This window comes from Ignavibacteriales bacterium (assembly GCA_016700155.1).
Lineage (GTDB): Bacteria > Bacteroidota > Ignavibacteria > Ignavibacteriales > Ignavibacteriaceae.
Map to the genome: position 1 here is coordinate 2,777,450 of CP065001.1, position 25,491 is coordinate 2,802,940.

Annotated in this window: 21 protein-coding genes; 7 read left to right on the forward strand and 14 right to left on the reverse strand. The window is 37.0% G+C overall.

What is annotated here, in order from left to right:
• Window positions 1-213: 213 nt before the first annotated feature.
• The 6 genes from IPM56_11770 to IPM56_11795 all read left to right on the forward strand — a co-directional run bounded on the left by IPM56_11770 (window position 214) and on the right by IPM56_11795 (window position 8,357).
• The gene (locus tag IPM56_11770) at window positions 214-2,205 is read left to right on the forward strand and encodes a hypothetical protein (protein ID QQS34936.1); all 1,992 of its coding nucleotides are present in this window, start codon (window positions 214-216) and stop codon (window positions 2,203-2,205) included.
• Between the two features lie 709 nt (window positions 2,206-2,914).
• Window positions 2,915-3,310, forward strand: coding sequence for a helix-turn-helix domain-containing protein (locus IPM56_11775; GenBank protein QQS34937.1), 396 nt, complete (start codon window positions 2,915-2,917; stop codon window positions 3,308-3,310).
• Between the two features lie 426 nt (window positions 3,311-3,736).
• Entirely contained in the window at window positions 3,737-4,606 is an 870-nt protein-coding gene (locus IPM56_11780; GenBank protein ID QQS34938.1) for a hypothetical protein, read from the forward strand.
• A gap of 242 nt (window positions 4,607-4,848) precedes the next feature.
• Window positions 4,849-5,544 carry a hypothetical protein gene (locus IPM56_11785; GenBank protein ID QQS34939.1) on the forward strand — a complete coding sequence of 232 codons (696 nt, stop codon included), beginning with the start codon at window positions 4,849-4,851 and terminating at the stop codon, window positions 5,542-5,544.
• 206 nt (window positions 5,545-5,750) lie between these two features.
• Complete coding sequence (locus IPM56_11790) at window positions 5,751-7,127, forward strand: DNA integrity scanning protein DisA nucleotide-binding domain protein (protein ID QQS34940.1); 1,377 nt, start codon at window positions 5,751-5,753, stop codon at window positions 7,125-7,127.
• Between the two features lie 108 nt (window positions 7,128-7,235).
• Entirely contained in the window at window positions 7,236-8,357 is a 1,122-nt protein-coding gene (locus IPM56_11795; protein ID QQS34941.1) for a serine hydrolase, read from the forward strand.
• Window positions 8,358-8,475: 118 nt separating this feature from the next.
• Here the strand turns inward: IPM56_11795 and IPM56_11800 are convergent, their stop codons facing one another.
• From IPM56_11800 to IPM56_11825, 6 genes are all read right to left on the reverse strand, one after another.
• Window positions 8,476-10,542 (reverse strand): chloride channel protein, encoded by a 2,067-nt coding sequence (locus tag IPM56_11800; protein ID QQS34942.1) that lies wholly within the window; start codon window positions 10,540-10,542, stop codon window positions 8,476-8,478.
• Between the two features lie 139 nt (window positions 10,543-10,681).
• On the reverse strand, window positions 10,682-11,533 hold the full coding sequence (locus tag IPM56_11805) for an SDR family oxidoreductase (GenBank protein QQS34943.1): 852 nt from the start codon (window positions 11,531-11,533) through the stop codon (window positions 10,682-10,684).
• A gap of 71 nt (window positions 11,534-11,604) precedes the next feature.
• Window positions 11,605-12,453, reverse strand: coding sequence for a hypothetical protein (locus IPM56_11810; GenBank protein QQS34944.1), 849 nt, complete (start codon window positions 12,451-12,453; stop codon window positions 11,605-11,607).
• A gap of 105 nt (window positions 12,454-12,558) precedes the next feature.
• Window positions 12,559-13,251, reverse strand: coding sequence for a hypothetical protein (locus IPM56_11815; GenBank protein QQS34945.1), 693 nt, complete (start codon window positions 13,249-13,251; stop codon window positions 12,559-12,561).
• A gap of 20 nt (window positions 13,252-13,271) precedes the next feature.
• Window positions 13,272-14,111 (reverse strand): ABC transporter permease, encoded by an 840-nt coding sequence (locus IPM56_11820; GenBank protein ID QQS34946.1) that lies wholly within the window; start codon window positions 14,109-14,111, stop codon window positions 13,272-13,274.
• Window positions 14,111-15,031: an ABC transporter ATP-binding protein gene (locus tag IPM56_11825; GenBank protein QQS34947.1), complete on the reverse strand. Its 921-nt coding sequence runs from the start codon at window positions 15,029-15,031 to the stop codon at window positions 14,111-14,113. The genes IPM56_11820 and IPM56_11825 overlap by 1 nt, the downstream gene beginning before the upstream one ends.
• A gap of 519 nt (window positions 15,032-15,550) precedes the next feature.
• Here IPM56_11825 and IPM56_11830 point away from each other — a divergent pair.
• Window positions 15,551-19,144 carry a vitamin B12-dependent ribonucleotide reductase gene (locus IPM56_11830; GenBank protein QQS34948.1) on the forward strand — a complete coding sequence of 1,198 codons (3,594 nt, stop codon included), beginning with the start codon at window positions 15,551-15,553 and terminating at the stop codon, window positions 19,142-19,144.
• 50 nt (window positions 19,145-19,194) lie between these two features.
• On the opposite strand, the gene cadA is transcribed toward IPM56_11830, so the two are convergent.
• From cadA to IPM56_11870, 8 genes are all read right to left on the reverse strand, one after another.
• Window positions 19,195-21,285, reverse strand: a complete 2,091-nt coding sequence (gene cadA, locus IPM56_11835; GenBank protein QQS34949.1) for a cadmium-translocating P-type ATPase — start codon at window positions 21,283-21,285, stop codon at window positions 19,195-19,197.
• Between the two features lie 101 nt (window positions 21,286-21,386).
• Entirely contained in the window at window positions 21,387-22,112 is a 726-nt protein-coding gene (locus IPM56_11840; GenBank protein QQS34950.1) for a C40 family peptidase, read from the reverse strand.
• 6 nt (window positions 22,113-22,118) lie between these two features.
• Window positions 22,119-22,973 (reverse strand): sigma-70 family RNA polymerase sigma factor, encoded by an 855-nt coding sequence (locus IPM56_11845; GenBank protein QQS34951.1) that lies wholly within the window; start codon window positions 22,971-22,973, stop codon window positions 22,119-22,121.
• Between the two features lie 21 nt (window positions 22,974-22,994).
• Complete coding sequence (locus IPM56_11850) at window positions 22,995-23,258, reverse strand: EutN/CcmL family microcompartment protein (protein QQS34952.1); 264 nt, start codon at window positions 23,256-23,258, stop codon at window positions 22,995-22,997.
• 104 nt (window positions 23,259-23,362) lie between these two features.
• Window positions 23,363-23,641: a EutN/CcmL family microcompartment protein gene (locus tag IPM56_11855; GenBank protein ID QQS34953.1), complete on the reverse strand. Its 279-nt coding sequence runs from the start codon at window positions 23,639-23,641 to the stop codon at window positions 23,363-23,365.
• 3 nt (window positions 23,642-23,644) lie between these two features.
• Window positions 23,645-24,034: a PIN domain-containing protein gene (locus IPM56_11860; protein ID QQS34954.1), complete on the reverse strand. Its 390-nt coding sequence runs from the start codon at window positions 24,032-24,034 to the stop codon at window positions 23,645-23,647.
• 2 nt (window positions 24,035-24,036) lie between these two features.
• Window positions 24,037-24,318 (reverse strand): hypothetical protein, encoded by a 282-nt coding sequence (locus IPM56_11865; protein QQS34955.1) that lies wholly within the window; start codon window positions 24,316-24,318, stop codon window positions 24,037-24,039.
• Window positions 24,311-25,474 (reverse strand): phosphopentomutase, encoded by a 1,164-nt coding sequence (locus tag IPM56_11870; protein QQS34956.1) that lies wholly within the window; start codon window positions 25,472-25,474, stop codon window positions 24,311-24,313. Before IPM56_11870 ends, IPM56_11865 begins: the two co-directional genes overlap by 8 nt.
• Between the last annotated feature and the right edge of the window lie 17 nt (window positions 25,475-25,491).

Sequence of the window (25,491 nt, forward strand, 5' to 3'; positions counted from 1 at the left end):
AAAACACTTAACAGTTACATCGGCGCAATAGTTCAATAAATAAGCTGAGTTCACTGGTAGCATCAATTGTCAGTTAGTAATTGAACATTGAATTTTTTTCATATAATTTTGGTATGTGAATATGATTATTGTTTTGATTTAGTCTGTTTCATTTTCTGTGATTGAGTTCTGCGCTGAATGATCTTTTACTAACCTTAAAAAATGGGAGAAGTCATGGAAAATGAACCCGCCGTTGTACAAGTTTCATTTCTTATAGTCGCAATAATAATTGCGGCATTCACATTACTGCTGATAATATTTAAATCACTAAAGAGCATTGGTCCTACCGAAATCGGTTTGGTGAATAAGAGATTTTCATTTTCTAAACTTGGCGATGATAACCCGATAGCGTTTAATGGTGAAGCAGGATACCAGGAAGAGCTATTAATGCCGGGCTTACGTTTTAAATTCTGGCCGGTATTTTATATTGAAAAACATCCGTGGGTACAGGTGCCCGCAGGTGAAATAGGTGTTGTTATTGCTCAGGTTGGAAAGCCTCTTCCAATGGGTGCCAAATCCGCGGTGTATAAAAAAGAGTTCGGGAATTTTTTGAATATAAAAGAATTTATTTCACTCGGCGGACAGAAAGGTGTTCAGCGTCCCGTATTGCCTCCCGGTTCACTTGTACCGATTCACCCGGTTGGATTTTTGGTGATAACCAAAAAACAAGTTTACGGATTACCCGTTGCACCGGAGATACGTGACCTTGCAATAAAGCGGAACGGAGTTCTTACACCTGAAGCATTTGGTTTAAAACCAAACCAGCTTGATGTTGTTTATATCGAACCGCAGAATGATTCAGACGGAAGAGTACAGGATGTTGTTGGAATTGTTACGGTGAACGACGGCGATCCGTTATCATCCGGAGATATTGCAAGCAGGCTTGGCGGGTTTGAGGATATTTCGCAGCTTGAAAACACAGCCAACACATCAGACATGCACCTGATGGAAACGATACTCGGAAATAAAAATACAGTTCATAACAACTACCAGGACTTCCAGTCATTCATTGATAACGGCGGAAGAATCGGTCTGCAGCATGATCCATTGCTTTATGGTATGTACAACCTGAATCCATTCCTTGTTAATGTTGAAATAGCACCGATGCTGGTTATTGAACAAGGTGAAGTAGCAGTAATAAAATCTTATGTCGGTCTGCCTTCACAGGATACTTCCGGAACAGAATTTAAGTTTGGTTCCATTGTAAGACCGGGACACAGAGGTATATGGAGAGAAGCTTTACGCACGGGCAAGTATCCTTTAAACCCTCATTGCTACAAAGCTGAAATTGTTCCGACTGCAATATTAAATCTTAACTGGGCAGAAGCTTCGTCACAGGCGCACAATCTTGACCAGAGTCTTAAGCAGATTGTCGCAAAGTCGCGTGAAGGATTTGTGTTCAGGATTGATCTGCAGGTGCAGATACATATTCCGGATACACAGGCATCAAAAGTTATTTCGATGGTCGGTTCGGTGAGAAATCTTGTTAATGAAGTTTTACAGGCGGCAGTGGGAAATCACTTCCGTGATAAACTTCAGTCAATGCCGGCTATTTCGTTTATCGAAAGAAGAAATGAAATACAAACCGCGGCAACAGAATATATTGAAGCAAAGCTAAGAGATTATGTTGTTGAAACACGCGGCGTGTATATACAGGATGTTATTCTTCCTGAAGAGTTAGTGATGGTCCTTACACAAAGGGAAATTGCCAACCAGGAAATACAAACGTATAAGAAAAAAGAAGAAGCACAGCAGCAGAGGATATCAACTGAAAAAGCAAAAGGTACGGCAGATATGCAGGCGGAACTTGCAAAGTCCGCTGTTAATGTTGATATAAAAAAGAATGAAGCGGCGCAGGTAAAGATCCAGGCTGAAGCTTATCAATATAAAAAAGAAGCTGAGGGTCGCGGTGATTCCTTCTATGTAAATGAAACCGGTAGAGCAAAAGGCGCGGAGATTGAAGCTGTGGGACTTGCAAGAGCAAAAGCCGCAGAGGAATTGCGCAAAGCTGTCGGTGAGCAAGGAACGACTCTCGTTAACGTAATTGACGCTGTAATGAAAGGTGATAAAAAGATAATGCCCGATATACTTGTTGCAGGCGGCGGCACCGGCGGCTCACTCGACGGACTTGCAGCAACGTTAATGAAATTTTTACAGACGAAGTAAGAACACTTAACATATCGATTCCCTCAGAGCAATTCCGTTTTGAGGGAATAGATTTTACTGATGATGGATATTGATGCTGGATACTGGATACTGGATGCTTGCTCTCTGATGCCGGATAATTCCTAAATCACAAATCGTTGATCTTCATTCGTTAATCATTCCTAAGTAATCCTATTCGTCTTTACCTCTGTATTCTGCTGCGTAATAGTACACTGAACCGCATTCAATCAACAATTCTTTATGATGATTATGATTTTGACAGATAAACCCACAAAAAAACTACTGACTATTGTTTGAGTTCTTCTGTTTGAACTATTTGTCTATTTATCAGCTACAGGTGGAATCGTTAATCATATATGATAATGGTTCAGTTTGAGTGCATTTCTCATCACGTTTAGCATATTCCCGTTCACATTGAGTACATTCCCGTTCTCGTTTAGTACATTTCTGTTCACGTTAAGTACATTTCTGTTCACGTTGAGTACATTTCTGTTCACGTTTAATACATCCCGATTCACATTAAGTACATTTCAGTTCACATTAAGTACATTTCAGTTCACATTAAGTACACTTCCGTTCAAGTTAAGTACATTTCTATTCACGTTAAGTACATTTCCGTTCACATTAAGTACATTCCTGTTCACGTTTAGTACATTCCTAAGAGAATTTTATTTGTTTTTGTTAAATAAATGAGGAAAAAGGTTGAGTTATGTTAAAGTTTAATTTCAAGTCTGTGTTCGCTGCACGCGGGATTCAGAGTCCAACAGGGTTTTTAAGAAGGGCTGGGTTTTCTCCGCATACTGCTTCTTATATAGCAACGGGTAAGGTTGAGAAGTTGAATTTAAAGTTGTTAGAGAGGTTGTGCATTTTACTTAATTGCACTCCGCACGATTTGCTTGAGTGGGTTCCGGACACTAAGCTGGCTGACCCAGGCAGGTTTGAGTTGAGCAAGTTGGCTGGTGAGAGGAAAGTACATTCGCTGCAGGATGATTTGAGCGAACTGACGCTGGGGAAGGTGGAGGAGGTGAAGAGGTTTATTGAGGAGAAGAGGAAAGAAACAACCTCACCCCCGCCCCCTCTCCTTGGTAAGGAGAGGGGTGAGTGATGAGAAGATTTTTTTATTTAAATTTACGGCGGTAATTGTTGTTCACCGGGACGCCTTGAACAACATCTGCAGAATTACCGACCCCCAGCCCGGTGACGTTCCTGCCCGGCGTCCCGGGCGTTTTTATTTTAAATATTGAAAGTACTTATGAATTAATATAAGTTGGAATTGATTTTATACGCCCCTTTAGAATCCTTTAAATCCCGGGGCAGTGCTTTGAGGCAGTTGTACAGGTTTGGCTTGTATGTGGAAAGCGGATCGGGAGAAAAAATAGTTAAGAGTTTAAAATTATGAGTTATGAATTGAAGGACAATTGGAACATATATCCACCTAAGGCGGACAAGTATGCAGCCGCGTGCGGGTCTATGTTCTTTATTTAACTAATTCACGCAGGTTAATTATAAGTTATATTACTAAGAGGAATCAATGCAAGAAGAAAAAATTAAAAAAGGTTTTACGATAAACCAAAAATGGATATTCGCAATCGTATTCAATATCCTTTTATTGTTGATTGGATACAAAATAGTATTTGCAGATTATCTTATTGATTTAACAAAATTTACATTTTCAGATTTTCTTGCACTATTTCTAGCGCTTTTCTCAATTGCTATTTCAGTAGCCTTCTATTTTAAAGCAACAGATTCTAGCAGTCGCTTTTATGATAATACATATAAATTCACAAAAGACATTGCAGAATTACTGGTTAAAATCGAAAGTAGTTTTGGGGAAAGATTAAAACATCTTGATGAGGGATATACAAGTATTAGGGATAAGTTTGATAAAATACCAAGTTCGACTATTACTAAAGAAAAGGTTCAAACTCAAGAAGAGTTAGATGAGGTAAAAAAAGAATTTGAAAAGAAATTGAAAGAGAAAGAGACATTATTAAATGATACTCTACAAAAAGCACATTCAAATGAAAAGGATAGAAAGTTTATAATAAATCAACTTAACAAAAAAGAAGTTGAGCTACAGCTTGAGAAAGAGAAAGTTGAATTATTAGAAGAAAAATTGATGAGTTATAATAATTTGGAAAGAGAAAGAAGCAGAAAGTTTATTCCACCATCAACGAAAATGTTATGGATGCACTCGATTTTAATCCCCTTAGGAGAAAAATTTATTAAAAATGCTTCTTATACTGAATTAAATAAAAAATTTCAAGAAAATTTAAAAAACTTTTCAGAGAAAGCACTTCTAGATGTATACAGATATGGAATGATGGATAAAGATAAAAATTTAACCGAAGAAGGTTTTCATTATTTAAAAGAACTAGCAAATAATACTGGCGTAATATAACAAGTGCTTCAACCCGACAGCGTTTTCGCATTTGGTTTTTTTATAATTTTAGCGTTTAGTGCTCCGTTTCGGGTAACTTGTTCAAAGTGTTCTTACTAAATTAATTTACTTGCAAACCGTGCTTGCAAAGAAAGATAAGCACGGTTTGCTAAATCATCGGCAGTTGTAGTTTTATTTGGCAGTCTTGTTCTGGGCTGCGGGTTAAGCACAAAGCCGTTAGCAAGCTTAAAGAGCATATATAAATGGAAACTATAATTGCAGTTACAATAGCAGTATTTGGTTGGTTGACAAATCATTTCCTTACTTTGAGAGCCCAAAGGAAATCCTTTATGGATCATTTGATCAATAATGCAAGAATAGAAATATGTAATGGAATCCGTGACTATATAGATTGGTTGAATAAACTTGTTCAACATAATGCTACAATAAGCTTAATTATTGATTTCCCCGGTCAAATTGATAAACTTGAAAAGCCCTATAAATTTTATATTATCGAAATTAGAAAAACACTTAAAGAAGTATTTCTTGATCCAAGATTTATAACATTACTAAGTGAATATGAAACACTATTTCCTGAAACAAAACAAATAAACTCATATATACATAGAAAGCATATTGCATTATACATAAATATTGAAAGTGCAATTATGTTTGAAAACGAAAATGAGATTGACAAAAATAATTTTTTAAAGGCCATAAAAAAATTAGATTTTAATCTTGTTGGAGCTCAACAAGCAGCAGTTAGAGATTTATTAATTGTTTTACAAAACTTAACCTTAGGAAAAATTAAAAAGTATAAAAAAGAATTTTCTGCATATCCAATGACAAAGCATCCAAGAATATTGTTGGATAAAAATCGGAATATCAAAATAGTTCAATATGGCGAAAAAGATTATCCAATTAATGCTGAATTAGATAAATTATTAGAAAATAAATAGCTTGCTAACCTGTTGCTCAACGCCGACCGCTTCGCTTTAGCGGTGGTTTTCAAGTTTTCGGGTTGGTTCTTTTTAGCTGGTTACTTGTTCAAAGTTCTTTAGTTAATTAACCGTTTTTTTAATTTTAATTGTGGTGCTTTTCGGCTGCTTTCAAGTTATGGGCGGCGCGTTAGCAGCCACGCCGTTATAAATAAAAGGATTTGTAAATGGAGTTTAAATATCCTAAGGACTTAATAAAAATTTTAAAAGAAAGATGGTTTAATTTTCAAAAAACGTTAGATACACCTTCGAAGAAGTTTAAAAAACAAAAGGATAAAGATTTTCCTAATGATAGAAATTTAAAAACGATATTGAATGTCATTTACCATGCGTCATTTTTAACCGAGGAAAGTCGAAGGATTGCTTATAGAATAGGTTATGTGTCACCAGAAAAATGTGAACAAAAAATATCTGATATTAATATGATTAGTGAGCCAATAAAATTATTAATTCCAGTTCCATTCACAGTTCAAGAGATATTAAAAATAGCACCTTCTGTTAATCCAAATCAGTCTCTAGTATTAATTTCTGAAGGGGATAAAATTCAAACTAACTTAGAAAATAGTGAATTGTATATATGGGGAATACTTGATTTAGGTTCTGAATGGTGGGAAGTTGTCTCTGGTTTATCATCTGCTGCGATGTGTCCGCCAAATATTTTGACTGTAAGTTCCACTTCACCTGGAAATATTACGGTCACTACAATTGGTTCTGTATTGTTTCGGCTTTCAGCTGGTAAAATCTTGGGAACACCTTTAGAAGATTTAAGTTTGGGCTTAATTGGTGGATTTTTAGATAATAGCGCGAAGGCATTATATAGTGATTCGGTAAAAAGAATTAAAGTGGAAAAATATGATGAAAGAGAGGATTCAGATAAATACCCATACCAGACTTATTATCAAACATTCAACAGTATTCTGAATTTTGCAAAAGATAAATTACATGGAGCCACATTTATCGTAATTCCAGACGAAATAAATTACAATGATACTCGTTTAACAGATCGAATTAATATAAAATATATTTTCGATAAAGATATCATATGGGATAAGTTAATAGACTTATGTGAAGCCAATTATTTTTATTACAAGACATTATTTTATGATAAATTCAAAATGATTCTTGATAAAAGGAAAGCATCACCGAAAGAATTAAAGGATCTAATTAAATGGGAAAATTCCAAACAGCAGCTTGAAAAAAAAATAATTGATATTGAAAAATTTATTGCTCAGTTATCTTGTGTTGATGGCGCTGTTGTTCTTACATCTAAATTAAGAATAATTGGTTATGGAGGTGAAATACTAGCTCAATCTTCTAGTTTGACCTCAATAAAATCTGCAAATGATCCGGATGCCAAATCTTATATAGAAGTAGATATAAATAATTTTGGAACTCGACATCGTTCAGCATTCAGAATGTGTTCAAGTTTTGATAATTGTGTCGCTTTTGTAATTTCCCAAGATGGAGGTATCAAGGCAGTTAAACGAAATGGACCCAATTTAATTTTGTGGAATAATGTTAATCTTGGAGAGACTAGTATTTAGGTATCACCTCTTTAATCCGTCAAGACCGGACAAGTAAGTAAAGAGTCCATAAAGTGGCAAGCAATGGTACAAACAGTAAAAGTATATCAGTCCGAATAATTTAATTTTATGAGCAAATTATTTTTAACTCTTGTTGTATTAGTGATTGTTACATCGCTCTCAGTTCCTTCATGCACATTTTCAAAGATAATATGGCATAACTTTTCTTCTATTGACGATTATAAAATTTTTGATAATGCTGAGCTAAGTCCTTCCAGCAAACCTTTTCATTTTTATGAATCTGATAAAAGTGAATTGATAACTGAATTAATTAAAAACGAAATATTAAAAACTGATATCGACAGCCTGCTGAGTTCAAACTCAACCACGGCTTTTTTAGTGATAAAGAACGACACTATTATTTTTGAAAAATATTATAATGAATACAATGACAGTTCTCTTTCTTTATCTTTTTCAATGGCAAAGTCTTTTTTGTCAATGTTAACCGGCTGTGCAATTGACGACGGTTATATTAAATCAGTTGAACAGCCTGTTACAGATTTTGTCCCTGAACTTACTTCAAAGGGATTTGACAAAGTAAAGATCAAACACCTGTTACAAATGACATCAGGAATGGACTATAGTGAGTCGGATAATCCTTTCGGGATTCATCCTCACTTTTACTATGGTTCTGATCTTGAGAAAAAACTACTCTCGCTTGAACTGGCAACAGAACCGGGAAAGGAGTTCCGTTATAAAAGCGGAGAAGCGCAGTTACTGGGGCTGGTACTAAGCAGAGCACTGAAATCAAAATCCATTACCGAATACACACAACAAAGGATATGGAACCCTCTTGGAATGGAGTACGGCGGGTTGTGGAGTGTTGATGATGAAGAGAATAAACTGGAAAAAGTTTTCTGCTGCCTGAGTGCAAGAGCTAAGGACTTCGCTAAAATCGGCAGGCTTTATTTATTTAATGGCAACTGGAATGGAACCCAGATAGTATCACAAAGCTGGGTTGAGCAATCAACCAAGATAGATACCAGTGAAGGCAGTGCCTGGTTCTACCAGTATATGTGGTGGTTAGTATCAGCGGATGAAAAAGATTTTATGGCAGTGGGTCATCTTGGACAGTATATATTTGTTTCACCTGAAAAGAATTTGGTGATTGTGAGACTCGGTGAGAGTGAAGGAAGTTTGACACGGAAAGATTGGACCAGGATTTTTAATGCGTTAAAAAAAGTCATCTGACAAAACGGAAACATCAGAAAATAAATTTTATTATGGATTGATCTATTCGATGACGGATGAGTGTTGATTTACTATTCTGGTCGGGATTAATCCCGACCAGAACCCACAAACAAAAATATCAGTTTACACTCTGCAATAAATTTATATTCTTTACTTCACCGGCAATTAAAAGTGTGTCATCAATTTTTATAACGTAGTCAGGATTAGGAATTGCGTTAATCCTTTCACCTTTCTTCTCCTTGGTTTTGATCGAGAGAACATCAACCCCATATTCCTTACGGATATTTAATTGGCGGATCGATCTGCCGATAAAAGATGCGGGAGGTTTTATTTCAACTATTGAATACCCTTCCATAAACCTGTGGTGATGTTCATCATCCTTCATACTTATGCTGCTGGCAAGTGTTGAGGTGATGTCGCGGTTTTCAATTTCTTTCTGGTATGCGTCCTGTATATCCTTACGCCAAAGCATACCGAGTATTTTTTTGCTTCCGGGTGATTCAACTACCGGGATTCCTTCGTAGTCATGTTTTTTCATTTTGTCCAAAGCTGCCTGGCAGTTCTCATCAGGAAAGGCTGTGTTAAAAACGGGGTCGGCAAAATCACCGGCGATGAGTAAATCCTTCAATGATTCTTTTTCAAAAAGATGTTCTTTGATATCATAGATAGATATCATTCCTTTTATTTCATCTTCTGAATTCAAGACGGGAAATTCAGGACTTTTACTTCTCAACACCCTGTTAACAACAAGGTTGAAATTTTCGTGTTCTCTTATCACATCAAATTCTTTTGAAAAAACATCACGCACATAAATAGATTCCATCACATTTATTTCAGCGCCTTCTCTTATCCCTATATTCTTCAGCAATAGTTTAAGAGTATAAATTGATTCGCGCGAAAGTTTGGATGAAACAAGTGTACTGATGATACATGTCACCATCAAAGGAAGGATTATCCTGTAATCATTTGTAAGTTCAAACACGATGATGATGGCGGTTAACGGGGCTCTTGCGGTTCCGGCGACAAGTCCGCCCATTGCAACAACAGCGTAAGCGCCTGCGGGCGCTGTAATGTCGGGGAACAGATTATTGGACAGAACACCAAACGCATAGCCAAGCATCGCGCCCATATAAAGTGAAGGTGCAAATATACCTCCAGATCCTCCTGAGCCAAGTGTAATAGACGTGGCGATGATCTTAACAAAAATTAATATGAATGCCGTATGCCACAACAGGTTTCCGTAAAAAGCATCATCCATAGTTTCATAACCAACGCCCATAATCTGAGGATAGAGTAAAGCGATTAACCCGATTGCCAAACCGCCAAGTACAGGTTTTAAGTATTCCTGCATCTGAATTTTGTTGTCAAAAAAATCCTCAAAGAAATAAAGCACTTTTATAAAGAGGTAGGAAACCAAACCACTTGCGAGTCCCAGCACTAAGTAAATAATTATTTCATAAGGCGAATAAAGATGAAACTGCGGAACAAGGAACGCAGCAAAGTTTCCTTCAAAGGTGTGTGAGATTAGTGTGGCCACAACCGCGGAAATAATTATCGGCGCGAATTGAACAACGGCATAATCCATCAGTATAATTTCAACAGCGAATAACGCTCCGGCTATCGGCGCATTGAATGCAGCCGCAATACCGGCAGCGGCACCGCATCCGACAAATGTTTTTAATCTTTTACTTGATATGCGAAGGAACTGTCCGACTAATGAACCAAGGCTTGAACCGATCTGAATTATCGGTCCTTCCCTGCCAACCGATCCGCCGGTTCCGATTGTAATTGCAGATGATATCGTTTTAATGAATGCAACTCTTCCGCGGATCTTTCCGCCTTTCAAAAGAATTGCCTGCATTACTTCGGGTACTCCGTGACCTTTTGCTTCAGGAGCAAAAAAATGTATCATCGGTCCGACAATTAATCCGCCGATCATAGGAACAAGAAGGATTATATACCACGCGGAGTTTGTAACATCCTGGAGAAAATTTCCTTCACCGGGGAATGCTATATCCGCAACGAAGTGGATCATCAAGCGGATAAGCACTGCGGCAAATCCGGCAAGCACACCAATGATAACTGAAATACTTATCATAAATGTGTATTCAGTCATCTTCAGTTTTTCTATTGAATCAGCAACTGAGCGGGAGAACTTTGTGTATAACTTTGTAAGACTTTTCATAAACAAAAAAAACAAGCAGTCCGAAGTAAAGAAGATTAAATTAATCCGCCCCGAACATTTTGTTCATCGTAATCAATATAAATTTTTCACGTGTAAACTTAAGATTATAATAAGTGCACGGCAAGTTCAGATGATTTTTTTATGAACCAAATTTTGTTATGCCGCATAACTTCAGACTCTCATTCCACAGCCTGTCAGTTGTATTCTGGTCATAACTTGACATTGAAGTCTCTTCAACTTTTTTATTGGCAAAATATTTTCCGGATATATTTTTCACTTCATCTGAAGTCGCAAGATATAAAGGAGTTTCCGCTCCTTTCTCAGGATTATCATTTTTAAGTTTGTGAATGAATCCGAGTGCTCGCGGTTTTCCCTGGAAGTCACTTAGCAGGTTTGTTGCAACGACTCCGGGACTGAGAGCGTTTACTGTTATTCCTGTCCCGTTCAATTCTTTTGCAAGTTTGTAAGTGAATAAAATTTGCGAAAGTTTTGTCATACTATAAACGCGGAGGTATTGATAGTCTTTTTCGGAGTGCAGATCATTAAAATTTATTCCCACTCCCCTGTGCGCGCCTGATGAAACATTTATTATTCTTGATGGTGATGCTTTCAATAATAAGTCCATCAGCAAGTGGATAAGCAAAACATTTGACAGATAGTTTGCAGCAAACTGGTATTCATAGCCATCAACTGTCACCTGGCGCTGATGAAGAATAATTCCAGCATTATTTATAAGAACATCTATCTTGCTGAACTTATTATGTATCTCTTCAGAAAGTTTTTTTATTTCATTCATTGAAGAAAGGTCAGCGACGAGCAGATGGACCAATTCATTTTTAGTTTGTTTGATGATCTGCCGTTTAGCTTCTTCGCCTTTTTCTTTATTGCGGCAAATCATTATTACTTCAGCGCCAAGTGATGCTAATCCTGCGGCAGTTGCTTTTCCAATTCCGGTGTTTGCGCCGGTTACTATACAAATTTTATTTTTCATTTAATTTTTTTGTTTTTAAAAGATGACATCTTTCAACAAAGATGTCATCTTTTTTTTATTTGTAACATAGATTAAAAATCAAAATCAGATTTCCAGAATTTTATTTCATCAAATCTTGCAGTAAGATCGCCAACTCCTTTATTGTAGCTGAATGAGTAAACAATAATTCCTGCCTGAAGTTTTGCGGGAAGATCAGGTCTTTCATAAGTTTCCATAACCTGCCATTCTTCAGCAGAATTTTTTCTTGCCATCATATAAAACAAATTGTCTTTGCGGCTGATCCTTACTTCAGCATCACCTGTTGGCCAGTCAATTCCGATCACGTCACTTTTATCATCTTTAGTGCTCTTCACTTCAACCTGAAGTTTTGAACCGCGATAACCGACGACAATAAAAACATAATTCTCCCCTTTCGATTCTTCATCAGAAGAAGGGGCACGAAGTATTATACCGCCGAACTGCCAGAGTTTATCAGGGTACGATGTTGTATCACTCGCCTTACGCGTTTCCACCTTTGTTGAGAAACTAAAATCACCTTCAACATTTTTATAAAACATCGGTCCCTGGTCTTTCATCCACCAGACTGATTCGATATTAGGCGTGAGAATTAATTTCCCGCCTGCCTGATTCATATCAAGCATATCATCATTAAATTTTGTCCATTCGGTACTTAGTGAATCAGAATTAAAATCATCGTTCAAATAACTAAGAGGATTTTCCTGGGAGAAATTTTCAACTCCAAGATATTCAGGAAAAATTCTTGCTTTAATTCCTTGTGGTATATAGCGGATTGAGTATAAGGCAACCATCAGCAATGCAGACATAACAATAAAATACTTTGCTGATTTGCCTTTTTTTAGCAGCAGGTAAAACGAAAAAATAATACTCACAGCTAACAATATTATTAGTACTGATCTCATTATCATCCTTGAATTGTTGGAGAAGATTATTTTGGCGGTTCAATATAAAAAACTGCCGCTAAATATTATATGCGGAATGTGAAAACCCGGTCGCAGCCGAAAAATTTATTTGTCCTTTACTCCAAATACGGAGTCCGGAATTCCCTCGTTTATTTTATAGTTGGAGTAATAAATAAATACCTGTCCGATTGTTGTTGGGCTTGAATCTTTCTTTTCCTTTTTCTTGCCAAGATCACCGCTCCAGGTTTTGGGAATATTCATCTTGTCGAGGTTAAAAGAAAATACCATTTCAGTCGGCAGGTTAAAGCCATTTGAAGGTCCGTCGTATTTTAATTCAATGGTAAATGTACCATTTGTTTTTGTTGTTGATTCAACCTTAACAACAACATTCTTTTTTGTATCAACCCAGAATGTGGATAAAATAATTTCTGTTTCATCCTCAAGAGGAATAATTTTTATCGAAGTCGTTTTGATACCGTTTATGATTTCTTCTTTATCAAAAATTGCGGTGTGTTTCTTCTTTAGTAAACCTACCGGCGAAAAATTTATTCCTTCTTTGGGCAGCATAGCAAACCCTTCTGATTCAATGTGGGTTTTATCCGGCTGCTTAAAAAATATTTTTGCTTTGGATTCAGGAACTTTTATAAACTCAACATCAACTTTAATGCGTACATCAACCTGGTAGTCTTCAATTTTTAAGAACTCATCCTGCACCCTTTTAAGTATTTTTTCGGGTTCATCCTGTTGAGCAAATAATAAACTGGATATGGTGAGTAAAATGAGAAAAATCTTTTTCATTCTTAATCCTTGAATCATAGTTATGTAAGAATATCTTTTTTTCTGAATAAATAAACTGTAAGTGAGAACAATCCCACAATGTGCCCCACAAGCACAAGTACTGATTGCAGAATATCATTGTAGTCTACCGGGTCATCAAAAAATGATCGCCAGCTTGACATATAAGTTGTGAACAGATATGGTTGAATCGTTTGAAATATATCAATCTGAATTGCTGAAATAATCAGGAAGACTATTATTATCGCCATCGTTGTAACTATAGGTCCGATCGCGTTTTCAACTAAAGAAGAAAAGAGAAAAGCAAGAGCGGTGACAACTGTCATACTTAATGTTGCAAAAGCGTAGCCAAACAGAAATCTCCAAATTATATCATCCGTCGCAAAAATAATTATTGTATTGTTGCTCAGCACCAACAATTCACCTGTACCAAAAATCAATGTGCCTAAACCAAGGCTCATCACAGCAAGAAACAGGATCAGCATTGCGGTGTAGATCATTCCCGCAATAAATTTTGATGCAACTATTCTGAACCTTGAAACGGGGCGCGTGATTAATAATCTGTAGGTTCCTGCAGTAGCTTCTCCAGCTAAAAGATCACCGGCTACAAGCGTTATCAGAAAAGGAATATGCACGGCAAGCGCACCAAGAATAAGATATGAAACGAAGTACCCGTTCAACAGGTTTCCGACAAACAAGAATGACTGCTGAATATTTCTTGTCATAAACTTTAGTGAGTTTGAACCTTCAAGCGCCATAGCAAGCTGAATAACACCAACCAGCAATCCTATGGCAATAAAACCAATATATGTTCTCCACTTTTTGAAAATCTTAAAAAGTTCAATTCTTATCAGGGTTATCATTATGATGCCTTTTCTGTTATCTGCAGGAAGTATTCTTCAAGCGAACGGGTTGGAATAACCGCACTCACCATAATATTATTTTCATTAAGATACCTGTTCAACGGAGCTATATCAGTATCCTGCATCGAAAAAATAAATTTATTATTGGCAACTGATTCCAGTTTACTACTCCACTGGCTATTATTTAAAAGTGACTGGACTGAACCGGGGTCACTTACCTCAAAGGTAACACGCAGTTTATTCGAATTAAGAAGTTCATTTACTTCGCCCTCTACTTTAGTCGTACCTTTACTTATTATTATCATCCTGTTGGCGACAAGTTCCACTTCATACAAAATGTGAGATGACAGAAAAATTGTTTTCTTTTTTTCATTGCTTAACATCAGGATGAGGTCGCGTATTTCCTTCATTCCCTGCGGGTCAAGACCTGTTGTCGGTTCATCGAGAATAATTAATTCAGGATCGTGAAGTAATGCCTGCGCAATACCAAGCCTTTGCTTCATTCCATGTGAATATGTTTTTACTTTACTCTTAAACCTTTTTTCCAGTCCTACCAGTTCGAGCAGTTCAAAAATTTTTTTTCTGGAAACATCCGCACCTGAAAGTCTTCCAAGTATCTCAAGATTTTTATATGCAGACAGGTAACCGTAAAAATCAGGCTTCTCTACAATCGCCCCGACTTTTCTTAGAATTTCGTTGCGGTTTTCATTGAGTGATTTACCAAATATTTTTATCGTACCCTGGTTTGGGCGAATGAGCGATAAAAGCATCCTTATTGTTGTGCTTTTTCCTGCGCCGTTAGGGCCAAGAAAACCAAAGACATCCCCGCGATGTACCGATAAATTAAGGCTGTCAACCGCTTTAAGGTCTTTAAACTTTTTACTTAACCCCGATACCTCAATAACTTTTTCGCCTGTCAATGAAATGCCTTTTATACTTGTTTAAAAAATCTGATTTGCAGATGCCTACAATATTTACGGTTGAATTTTAATTAACCGTGATTATATAATTGAAAACTATTACATAAACGGTAGAATTCAGTTACAGAAATTTAAGATTATCCCGTTAATAAAGTTAAATCTGACGACTGAAATTTTTTAATGGCTCAGGTGAAAATTTTTATAAAATTAATTTCGGATTAATACAAGTGAATGAACAAAAAAATATTTTTTTCTTCATGCGAAAATTAACTTTGCATTTTAGAAAAATTATTACAAATTGAGTCAGAGTTTTTGACAATAAAAATTCGTTCTGAAAAAAATTTTCTGGTGCAATTTTCTTTTTCTACGTTTTTTTTTAATTTGATTTTAGTCACAACAATTCTAAAAATATATCTGGATGAAAATAATACTAATACCACAGACAGCATTTCAAAATTCATCCAACCAAATATTTAAACAACCGATATTAAGCAACACATTATGAAACTGGAGTCATGAATGCAAATTAATAGACTGTTTACTGAGGCTGGTAAGGATCCTCTATCTTCAATGGAGTTTGAAAAAAGAACATCAGAGATAAAAAATCCTGATGGTTCAACTGTATTTAAGATGGAAGATGTTTACGTGCCGGCACAATGGTCGCAGGTTGCAACAGACATCATCGCGCAAAAATATTTTCGTAAAGCAGGGGTGCCAAAACTCCTGAAAAAAAATAAGGAGAAAGGAATTCCTTCATGGCTTCAGCCTGCAAAAGCTGATATTGAGAAACTTGAACAGCTTCCTGAGAAAGAAAGATTTTCATCAGAGACTGACTCACGTCAGGTGTTTCATCGTTTGGCAGGATGCTGGACTTACTGGGGATGGATTGCAAATTATTTTTCATCCGAAGACGATGCAAAAGCATTCTATGATGAACTGGTTTATATGCTTGCCAACCAGATGGCCGCCCCGAATAGCCCGCAATGGTTTAATACAGGTTTGAACTGGGCATATGGAATTTCCGGTCCTTCACAGGGACATTATTATGTTGATTACAAAACCGGAGAATTAACTGCATCTACTGATGCATACACACATCCCCAGCCTCATGCATGTTTTATTCAATCAGTAAAAGATGACCTTGTTAATGAAGGCGGAATTATGGACCTGTGGGTGCGTGAAGCCCGCCTGTTCAAATATGGTTCAGGCACCGGTTCAAATTTCTCCGACATAAGAGGTTCACAGGAAACACTTAGCGGCGGCGGAAGATCTTCGGGATTAATGTCTTTCCTTAAAATCGGTGACCGGTCTGCGGGTGCAATTAAATCCGGCGGAACAACACGCCGTGCCGCAAAAATGGTTACACTTGATCTCGATCACCCGGATATTGAAGAGTACATCAACTGGAAAGTTGTTGAAGAACAGAAAGTTGCAGCTATAGTAGCGGGTTCTAAATTATGTAATATTCATTTGAACAAAATTATGAAAGCCTGTTATGATGAACACCCGGAAAATGACAGGTTCAATAAAAATGTAAATAAAAGATTAAAGCAGGCTGTACTTGAAGCAAGAAAAGTTCAGATACCGAATAACTATATTGAACGTGTTATTCATCTTGCAAAACTTGGATTCAAATCGATTGAGTTCCCTGTGTATGATACAGATTGGAACTCTGATTCCTACGCGACAGTATCAGGACAAAATTCCAACAACTCTATCCGCGTTACAAATGATTTTATGCAGGCTGTACAGAATGACGGCAACTGGAACCTGTACTGGCGTGTAGAAAAGAAAAAAGCAAGAAATGAGAAACGTTCTCCTAAACCATGCAAAACTCTTAAAGCAAGAGAGTTGTATGATCAGATATCTTATGCTGCATGGTCATGCGCCGATCCGGGAATTCAGTTCCACTCTACTATTAATGAATGGCATACCTGCCCGGAAGATGGGGAAATAAAAGCATCCAATCCCTGCAGTGAATACATGTTCCTTGATGATACGGCTTGTAATCTCGCTTCACTAAACCTTGTTAAGTTTTATAATTCATCCGTTCAAAAATTTGATATAGAAGCTTACCGGCATGCAACAAAGATCTGGACAATGGTTCTGGAAATAAGTGTACTGATGGCTCAATTTCCTAGTAAGGAAATTGCAAAATACAGTTATGAATTCAGGACTCTGGGATTGGGTTATGCAAATCTTGGTTCATTACTTATGCTTCAGGGAATTCCTTATGACAGCAGCGAAGCGTTTGCAATCTGCGGAGCTATCACAAGTATAATGCATATGAGCTCGTATGCTGCGTCTGCTGAGATTTCTAAGGAGATCGGACCATTCCCCAAATACGACAGAAATAAAAATCATATGCTTCGCGTAATCCGCAACCACAGGCGTGCTGCATACAATGTTCCCAAGGAGGAGTATGAAGGGCTTTCTATTTACCCGGTCGGTATTGATCCAAAGCATTGTCCTTCCGATCTATTAAAAGCTGCCCGTGAAGACGCTGACAAAGCTCTGGAGCTTGGTTCACAATTCGGATTCAGAAATGCGCAGGTAACTGTAATAGCACCAACCGGTACAATAGGTCTGGTGATGGATTGTGATACTACTGGTGTTGAACCTGATTTCGCTCTGGTAAAATTCAAAAAACTTGCCGGTGGCGGTTATTTCAAAATAATAAATCAATCAATTCCTCCTGCACTTGAAAGATTAGGATATAATAAAGATCAGATTACTGAAATAGTGAAGTACGCAAAAGGTTCAGGCACATTAGCCGGATGTCCTTATATAAATCATGAATCACTAAAAGCAAAAGGGTTCACTCCCGAAGCTCTGACAAAACTTGACAAAGCAATTCCGTCAGCATTCGAATTGAGTTTTGCTTTCAACAAATTTACTCTGGGTGAAGAATTCCTGACTGCAAAACTTGGAATACCATCAGAGGAAATAAACTCATTCGATTTTAATCTGCTTACGACTCTTGGTTTTTCCAAACAGGAGATAGCATCAGCAAATGATTATGTATGCGGTACCATGACGATTGAAGGTGCACCATTCCTTAAACATGAACATTACCCAGTGTTTGATTGCGCAAACAGGTGCGGTAAAAAAGGAACAAGATTCATCCGTCCGATTGCGCATATAAGAATGATGGCTTCGGCTCAGCCCTTCATTTCAGGGGCTATATCCAAGACGATTAATCTTCCAAACCAGGCATCAGTTGAAGATGTTAAGGATGCGTATCTGCAGTCATGGAAAATGGGAATCAAAGCAAATGCTCTATACCGTGACGGTTCAAAACTTTCACAGCCGTTAAACTCCGTAAGTGAAGAAGAACTTGAAGCTTTGATGGATGAAAAAGAACGCAATGATATTGTTAAAGTAGCGGAAAAAATTATTCATCGTTACATCGCAAAGAGAAGAAGACTTCCGGACAGAAGATCCGGCTATACACAAAAAGCAAAAATTAATGGTCAATCCGTTTACATACGTACAGGTGAATATGAAAACGGTCAGATAGGTGAAATATTTATTGATATGCACCGTGAAGGCGCATCATTCCGAAGCCTGCTTAACTGTTTTGCAATTTCAATTTCACTTGGATTACAACACGGTGTACCGCTTGAAGAATTCATTGATGCATTTGTGTTCACCAAGTTTGAACCGAGCGGAATGGTAAGCGGTAACGATAAAATTAAAATGTCCACATCAGTGATTGATTATATCTTCCGCGAACTTGCGGTTACATATCTTGGAAGAAATGATCTGTCTCACGTTGACCCTGATGAAATAAAATCTAAAGCTTCTCCCGGAATAGTAAAAAAGTTATCTGAACCTGAATTTATCAGTGAAGAACTGATTAGTGAAAGAGTTGTAGAACTGGATGAAGAAAAACTTAGTTCTTACCGCAACAGTATGACGACTGTTGAAAATTCGGGGAAACGTTCCGAAAGCTTTAACAGGTCCGGTTCAAATTTCTCAAAGACAATCCGGCAGGCAATTGAACGGGGATACACCGGTGATATTTGTACTGAATGCCAAAGTGTGACAATGGTCAGGAACGGAACATGCTTAAAATGTATCACCTGCGGTGCTACTTCGGGATGCAGTTGATTCTAATTCAACACTGAAGATTAAAAAGCTGCTATACAAGGCAGCTTTTTTTATTTGCGCATAAGTCTTGTTGAATTTATAATGGCAAGCAGGGCGACACCCATATCTGCAAATACGGCTTCCCACATTGATGCGATACCTGCGCTGCCCATAGCTATAAAGATTGCTTTAACACCCATAGCAAAGAAAATATTCTGCCATACAATTTTACGGGTTTGTTTAGCCACATCAATTGCTTCACCTATCTTTGAAAGACTGTCTGTCATAATCACAACATCGGCTGCTTCAATAGCGGCATCGGAACCATACGCGCCCATCGCAATTCCTATATCAGCTCTTGAAAGTACGGGCGCATCGTTTATTCCGTCACCGACAAATGCAATCTTTCCCGAATGTTTTTTCTCTGAAATAATTTTCTCCAGGTGCGATACTTTTTCTTCAGGCATCAATCCTGAATAAACTTTATCAGCGCTGACATTTGAGGCAATCAAGTTCGCTGACTTTTCATTATCGCCTGTAAGTATTATTTGTTCATGAATCCCGGCTTCTTTTAGTTGTTTAAATGCGTCAGCAGAATCCGGTTTGATTTCATCGGAAACAGAAATGAAACCTGCATACTTATTATTCATCGCAATATGTACAACAGTTTCACTCAACTCACACTTGTCGTGTTCAATTGATTCTTTGTGAAGTATTCTGTCATTACCCGCTACAATAATTTTATCTCCTGATTCAACTTTTACACCGTGACCCGGAACTTCTTCATAATTCTTTATATCAGAATTTTGTATAGTTATTCCGGACTTATCTTTTATTGCAACGGCAATTGGATGATTCGAATTTGATTCAGCTATTGATGCATATCTGAGCAGTTCATTTTCACTAAAGCCATTTAACGGTTTTACACTTGTGACATCAAATCTTCCCTTTGTTATAGTGCCGGTTTTATCGTAGACAATTGTTTTTACTTCTGTCAGTGCATCAAGATAATTTGAACCTTTGACAAGAATCCCTCTTCTCGAAGCCGCCCCGATTCCTCCAAAATAACCAAGCGGAATACTTATAACTAATGCGCACGGACATGATATTACAAGGATTACCAATGCCCTGTAAATCCACTCTGAATATGTTTCACTGAATGGATAAAGTAGTGGAGGCAGAAAAGCTATCAATGTCGCGATTGCGACTACAGCGGGTGTATAATACCTGGCAAACTTTGAAATGAATTTTTCCGGTTCAGCTTTTTTGGAGACGGCATTTTCAGCGAGGTGTAATATTTTTGCAACAGAAGTATCACTAAATAATTTTATTGTTTTAATTTTTAGTAAAGATGATTTATTAATCGTTCCTGCCAGGACTGTGCTTCCGGGCTTAACAAATTTCGGAATCGATTCGCCTGTTAATGGCATGGTATCAAGATAGGACTCGCCTTCCGTTACAGTACCATCAAGAGGAATCTTTTCACCAGGTTTGACAATTATTTCTGATCCAATAGTGATTGCTTCAGGTGAAACTTTGATTACTTCACCATTTATTAACTGATTTGCAGAATCCGGTTTAAATTCAAGAAGTGATTTGATGGAGTTTCTTGATCGTCTTACAGAAAGCCCCTGAAGGAATTCACCAATATTATAAAAAAGCATTACAGCTACTGCTTCATTTAATTCATTAATAGCAATAGCACCAATTGTGGCAATAGCCATTAAAAAATTTTCATCAAATATTTTTCCGCGAAAAATATTCTTTATTGCTTTTAATAATACAGTCCAGCCGCTGACCAGGTATGCACTAATAAAAAGAAAAATTAAAACCAAAGATCCTGCATCAAAAATTCTTAATGATTCAAAAAGGATTGCACATCCAAATAGAATAAGAACCAAAACAATCCTTATTATCTCATTTCTCACCTTTTCATCGTCATCATCTTTCAAACTTTTAAATGAAGCTATCCTTTCAACAACAATATTGTCATCAACTTCAGCAATTGCAGCTTTGATCCTATCAAAGTCATCGTAATCAATTTTTAAAACAGATGTAAGTGTGTTGATACTGATATTTCTGACATTATCAATTTTGTTCAGTCGGGTTTCAATTTTATGAGCACAAGCCGCACAGTCTAAATTTTTAAGTTTGATTTCCATGTCGAAATAATTCTTTTAAGGAATTTACTTTTGTTACAATCAACAAAAAAGTTTTTTTAAGTGCAAAAATAGATTAGACTTTGTTAGGATAGAAATACAGATTAGAATGAACCGTTGTTCTCCATACGCCGACCTCCCATGAATCTTTTCGAATAGTAATCGAGATCAAGCGATGAAACAATCACACCTTTTTTTGAACTGGCATGTGCAAATAAATTATCCCCAATATAAATTCCCACATGTCCGGGTTTTACTCTTCTGCGGGTATTAAAAAAAACGAGATCACCAAATTTTAACTCTTCCCTGTTATCAATTTTAGTCCCTTGTGTATACTGCTCTCTTGCAGATCTCAGAAGCTGGATTGAAAGGGTGTTATTGAAAATAGTCTGTGTAAATGCGGAACAGTCAATTCCTTTTTTTGAATTACCGCCATACTTATAAGGTGTGTTGAGATACTCGATTATTTCCATCAAAACTTTTTCCTGCATGTTACTATAGTCAGCAGATATTTGAGAACTATTATCTGATGGATTAATTTTTCTAACTACTTCAGAAAAAGAGACTGCTGTTTCTTCATCTGGAAATTCATCGGAATCTGAATCATCTACAAGATAGTCCCATTCAAGCGAATCGGCATCCTCTATATCAACGGGGCTTGTTTGTACTGTATCGACTGAAGTGAACCGGACACTGTTCTCGTAGCGTTCTGAAATTGTCTCGCCGGATGATTTATAACGTAATGAATTTGAGGAGGAAGCACAGCCGGAATTGAAACTAATCCCGGCTATGATGATGATTGAAACAAAATATCTTTGAAGTTTAATCATTAAACCTCAACCCAGGTAAGTTCTCAGGTTTTTACTTCTGGAAGCGTGTCTGAGTCTGCGGATTGCTTTTTCTTTAATCTGTCTTACGCGTTCACGTGTTAAATTAAATCTTTCGCCTATTTCTTCAAGAGTAAGTGAGTGTTCTTTATTCAAACCGAAGTATAATTTTATTACCTCGGCTTCTCTTTCTGTTAAAGTTGAAAGTGCGCGGTCAATTTCTGTTTTAAGCGATTCAGTCATCAGCGTGTGATCCGGTGATGGTTGCTGATCATTCTGAATCACATCAAGAAGCCTGTTATCCTCCCCCTGCGCGAATGGCGCATCCATTGAAACATGTCTGCCGGAAATTTTTAAAGTGTCTGCCACTTCACTAACATCCATATCAAGTTCCTGGGCTAGTTCGGTAGCGCTTGGCTCTCTCTCAAATTCCTGTTCAAGGTTGCTGTACGCTTTTCCTATTTTATTTAAAGCTCCGACTCTGTTTAACGGCAGGCGCACTATTCTTGACTGCTCAGCAAGTGCCTGAAGAATAGATTGTCTGATCCACCAAACCGCATAAGAAATAAATTTAAATCCTCTTGTTTCGTCGAATCTTTTAGCTGCTTTTATTAACCCGAGGTTCCCTTCGTTTATTAAGTCACCGAGAGACAAACCCTGGTTCTGATATTGTTTAGCAACACTTACTACGAAACGAAGATTCGCTTTAGTTAACATCTCTAACGCAAGCTGATCACCCTTTTTTATTCGTATCGCAAGTTCTATTTCCTGATCCGGTACAAGAAGATCAACCTTTCCAATTTCCTGCAAGTATTTATCAAGAGACTGGCTCTCCCGATTTGTATATTGCTTGGTTATTCTCACTAAATCACCTCGTCTTTTCGTTCATTGATTTATTGTATCTACTATTCCGACTATCGAAGCATCAACCGGGGCAAAATCGACCGGCAGTGGTATTACAGCTTCAGATGCTGTTATATAAAAAATTATTTCACCCGGTCCCGCACCCACTGTATCAACTGCAATAAGCGGTTCGCCATTATTTTTCTTTTCAGAATTCAAGGGCTGAACAATCAGAAACTTGAAATTCTCTAAAGTTTCATATTTCCTTGTAGCCCAAACTGTTCCTATAACTTTTCCAAGGAACATCAGGATCTCCATATATTGTTTATGGAGTCGTTAAATCTATTGAAAACAGCCGGAAATTTAACATTAAATGGGCTCAAATAAAAGGTAAAAATCTTGTGAACCATCTATTTTGAGACCTCATTTACATCAATTTTATCAACAATAGCCATAATTACTGCGTCTACCGGTTTATTTTTTGTTATCTCAGTCTGACGTGAAGAACTTCCGGTCGCAACCAAAACAATTTCTCCTACACCTGCCCCAACACTATCCACTGCAACTACGAAGTCAGGTTTTTCAATTAAACTCAGATCTAATCTTTTAACAACAAGAAACTTTGAGCCAACAAGATTTTCATCCTTTTGTGTACTCCATACTGTTCCAATAACTTTTCCGATAAACAATTGTTACCTCTTTGGGATTATTACTTTAACCTGATCGGATACGTTTTTATATTTTTTATTATCCAGAGTTACAATTTTTAGTTTATTTATTTTTGCCAATACATAAACCAATGCATCCCTGTTTGTTCTTACTTTTTTATTCAGACCAGGAACTGATAAACTATATCTTGAATTCAATCCCAGTACTTTTAATGAATTTAATAATTGAATTACTGAATCCCTATCCTCAATATTATTCACTGAAAATAAAAGTTCAGAGGCATTAATAACGGATGTGTAACATATTCCTTTTTGCATAAACTTTTCCAGCGTCGACTCAGTCGCTTTTGTTTTATGAGTGAGATGCTCAATAAGTATATCAGTTTCAATAAGGAATTCCTGAGCTTTTACCAATTTCAGTTTTTAATATTTAATTTTTTGATACTTCCCTTACTCTTATAAAATCCTATCAGCAGTTCATCATTTAATGATTGTACTTGTTTTATAAGGCTCTTCTTTCTTTCTGGAATGAGATTCAGCATTTCATCTTCAGTAGAAATCGGAATTACTTCAATCTGAACTTTTTTAATCGCATATTGTTTTACATAGTCGACAAAGTCGACTGGCAAACTTTTAAATTGAATCTCATCAACTTTTTCTATCCAGGTAAATTTATTTTTTACTGAATTTTTATTCATTGAGAAAACTTTTTCCGTCAAGATTATTTTTCACATTATAAAAAGCGGCAACAGTTTTACCGACATCAGCAAATGTACTACGAACACCCAAATCTTTTCCGGTTTTGTTTTTACCATAGTACAAAATCGGAACATACTCCCGGCTGTGATCTGTACTTGGTGTAGTAGGATCATTACCATGGTCCGCTGTAATAATTAACCTGTCTGATGCATTTAAAGTTTCCAAAAAATCAGGCAAAAATTTATCAAATTGCTCAAGCGCTTTAGCAAATCCTTCTGGATCATTTCTATGCCCATAATAGACATCGAAATCCACCAGGTTTGCAAATATCAAACTATCTTTAGCTTTAGACGAATATTCCAAAAGTTTGTTACAACCTTGTTCGTTCGATTTTGTGAATTCAGGAGTAACTATGCCCCGATGATTAAACAGGTCATTTATCTTTCCGATAGCAACGGTTTTAATTCCATTGGATTTTAAAACATCCAGAACCGTATCCGATGGCGGTGATAGCGAAAAATCTTTCCTGTTTGTAGTTCTTGTAAATCGACCGTCACTTCCAATAAATGGACGAGCTATAACTCTGGCTACATTTAATGGTTCAATTAATACTTTGCTTCTTGTTGTCTCACAAATTCTGTACAGTTCTTTTAAAGGAATTATATCCTCGTGCGCAGCAATTTGAAAGACAGAATCCGCTGAAGTATAAACAATAGGGTAACCGGTTCTGATATGCTCTTCACCAAGCTGCTGAATTATTTCTGTGCCTGATGCTGCGATGTTTCCAAGGTATCCTTCAATCTGATTCAAATGCAAAAATTTGTCAATTATGTAGTCCGGAAATCCAGAATGAAAATATGAAAAATCCTTTTCGAGAATTATTCCGCCTAATTCCCAATGCCCTGTGGTCGAATCTTTCCCTTTTGAACTTTCAATCATTTTTCCGAAAGATGCTTTCGGCTGTTCGGTTTTATTCACACCTTTAATTCCCGTGATGTTGCCTAAACCCAGGTTACAAAGGTTTGGAAGGTTTAGTCCGTTCACTGCTTCGGCAATATTGACGAGAGTGTTACTGCCTTCATCATTGTATTTTTTAGCATCCGGCAATTCGCCGATACCAACTCCATCAAGTACAATGATAAAGAAATTATTCAAAGAAATCTTTCTAAGAA

Excerpts from the sequence above, each read along its gene's own strand:
- IPM56_11800 (QQS34942.1), bottom strand. The coding sequence starts at position 10,542 with ATGAAAAGTCTTACAAAGTTATACACAAAGTTCTCCCGCTCAGTTGCT.
- cadA (QQS34949.1), bottom strand. The coding sequence starts at position 21,285 with ATGGAAATCAAACTTAAAAATTTAGACTGTGCGGCTTGTGCTCATAAA.
- IPM56_11820 (QQS34946.1), bottom strand. The coding sequence starts at position 14,111 with ATGATAACCCTGATAAGAATTGAACTTTTTAAGATTTTCAAAAAGTGG.
- IPM56_11775 (QQS34937.1), top strand. The coding sequence starts at position 2,915 with ATGTTAAAGTTTAATTTCAAGTCTGTGTTCGCTGCACGCGGGATTCAG.
- IPM56_11785 (QQS34939.1), top strand. The coding sequence starts at position 4,849 with ATGGAAACTATAATTGCAGTTACAATAGCAGTATTTGGTTGGTTGACA.
- IPM56_11810 (QQS34944.1), bottom strand. The coding sequence starts at position 12,453 with ATGAGATCAGTACTAATAATATTGTTAGCTGTGAGTATTATTTTTTCG.
- IPM56_11770 (QQS34936.1), top strand. The coding sequence starts at position 214 with ATGGAAAATGAACCCGCCGTTGTACAAGTTTCATTTCTTATAGTCGCA.
- IPM56_11840 (QQS34950.1), bottom strand. The coding sequence starts at position 22,112 with ATGATTAAACTTCAAAGATATTTTGTTTCAATCATCATCATAGCCGGG.
- IPM56_11790 (QQS34940.1), top strand. The coding sequence starts at position 5,751 with ATGGAGTTTAAATATCCTAAGGACTTAATAAAAATTTTAAAAGAAAGA.
- IPM56_11780 (QQS34938.1), top strand. The coding sequence starts at position 3,737 with ATGCAAGAAGAAAAAATTAAAAAAGGTTTTACGATAAACCAAAAATGG.
- IPM56_11850 (QQS34952.1), bottom strand. The coding sequence starts at position 23,258 with ATGTTCCTTGGAAAAGTTATAGGAACAGTTTGGGCTACAAGGAAATAT.
- IPM56_11815 (QQS34945.1), bottom strand. The coding sequence starts at position 13,251 with ATGAAAAAGATTTTTCTCATTTTACTCACCATATCCAGTTTATTATTT.
- IPM56_11865 (QQS34955.1), bottom strand. The coding sequence starts at position 24,318 with ATGAATAAAAATTCAGTAAAAAATAAATTTACCTGGATAGAAAAAGTT.
- IPM56_11805 (QQS34943.1), bottom strand. The coding sequence starts at position 11,533 with ATGAAAAATAAAATTTGTATAGTAACCGGCGCAAACACCGGAATTGGA.
- IPM56_11795 (QQS34941.1), top strand. The coding sequence starts at position 7,236 with ATGAGCAAATTATTTTTAACTCTTGTTGTATTAGTGATTGTTACATCG.
- IPM56_11830 (QQS34948.1), top strand. The coding sequence starts at position 15,551 with ATGCAAATTAATAGACTGTTTACTGAGGCTGGTAAGGATCCTCTATCT.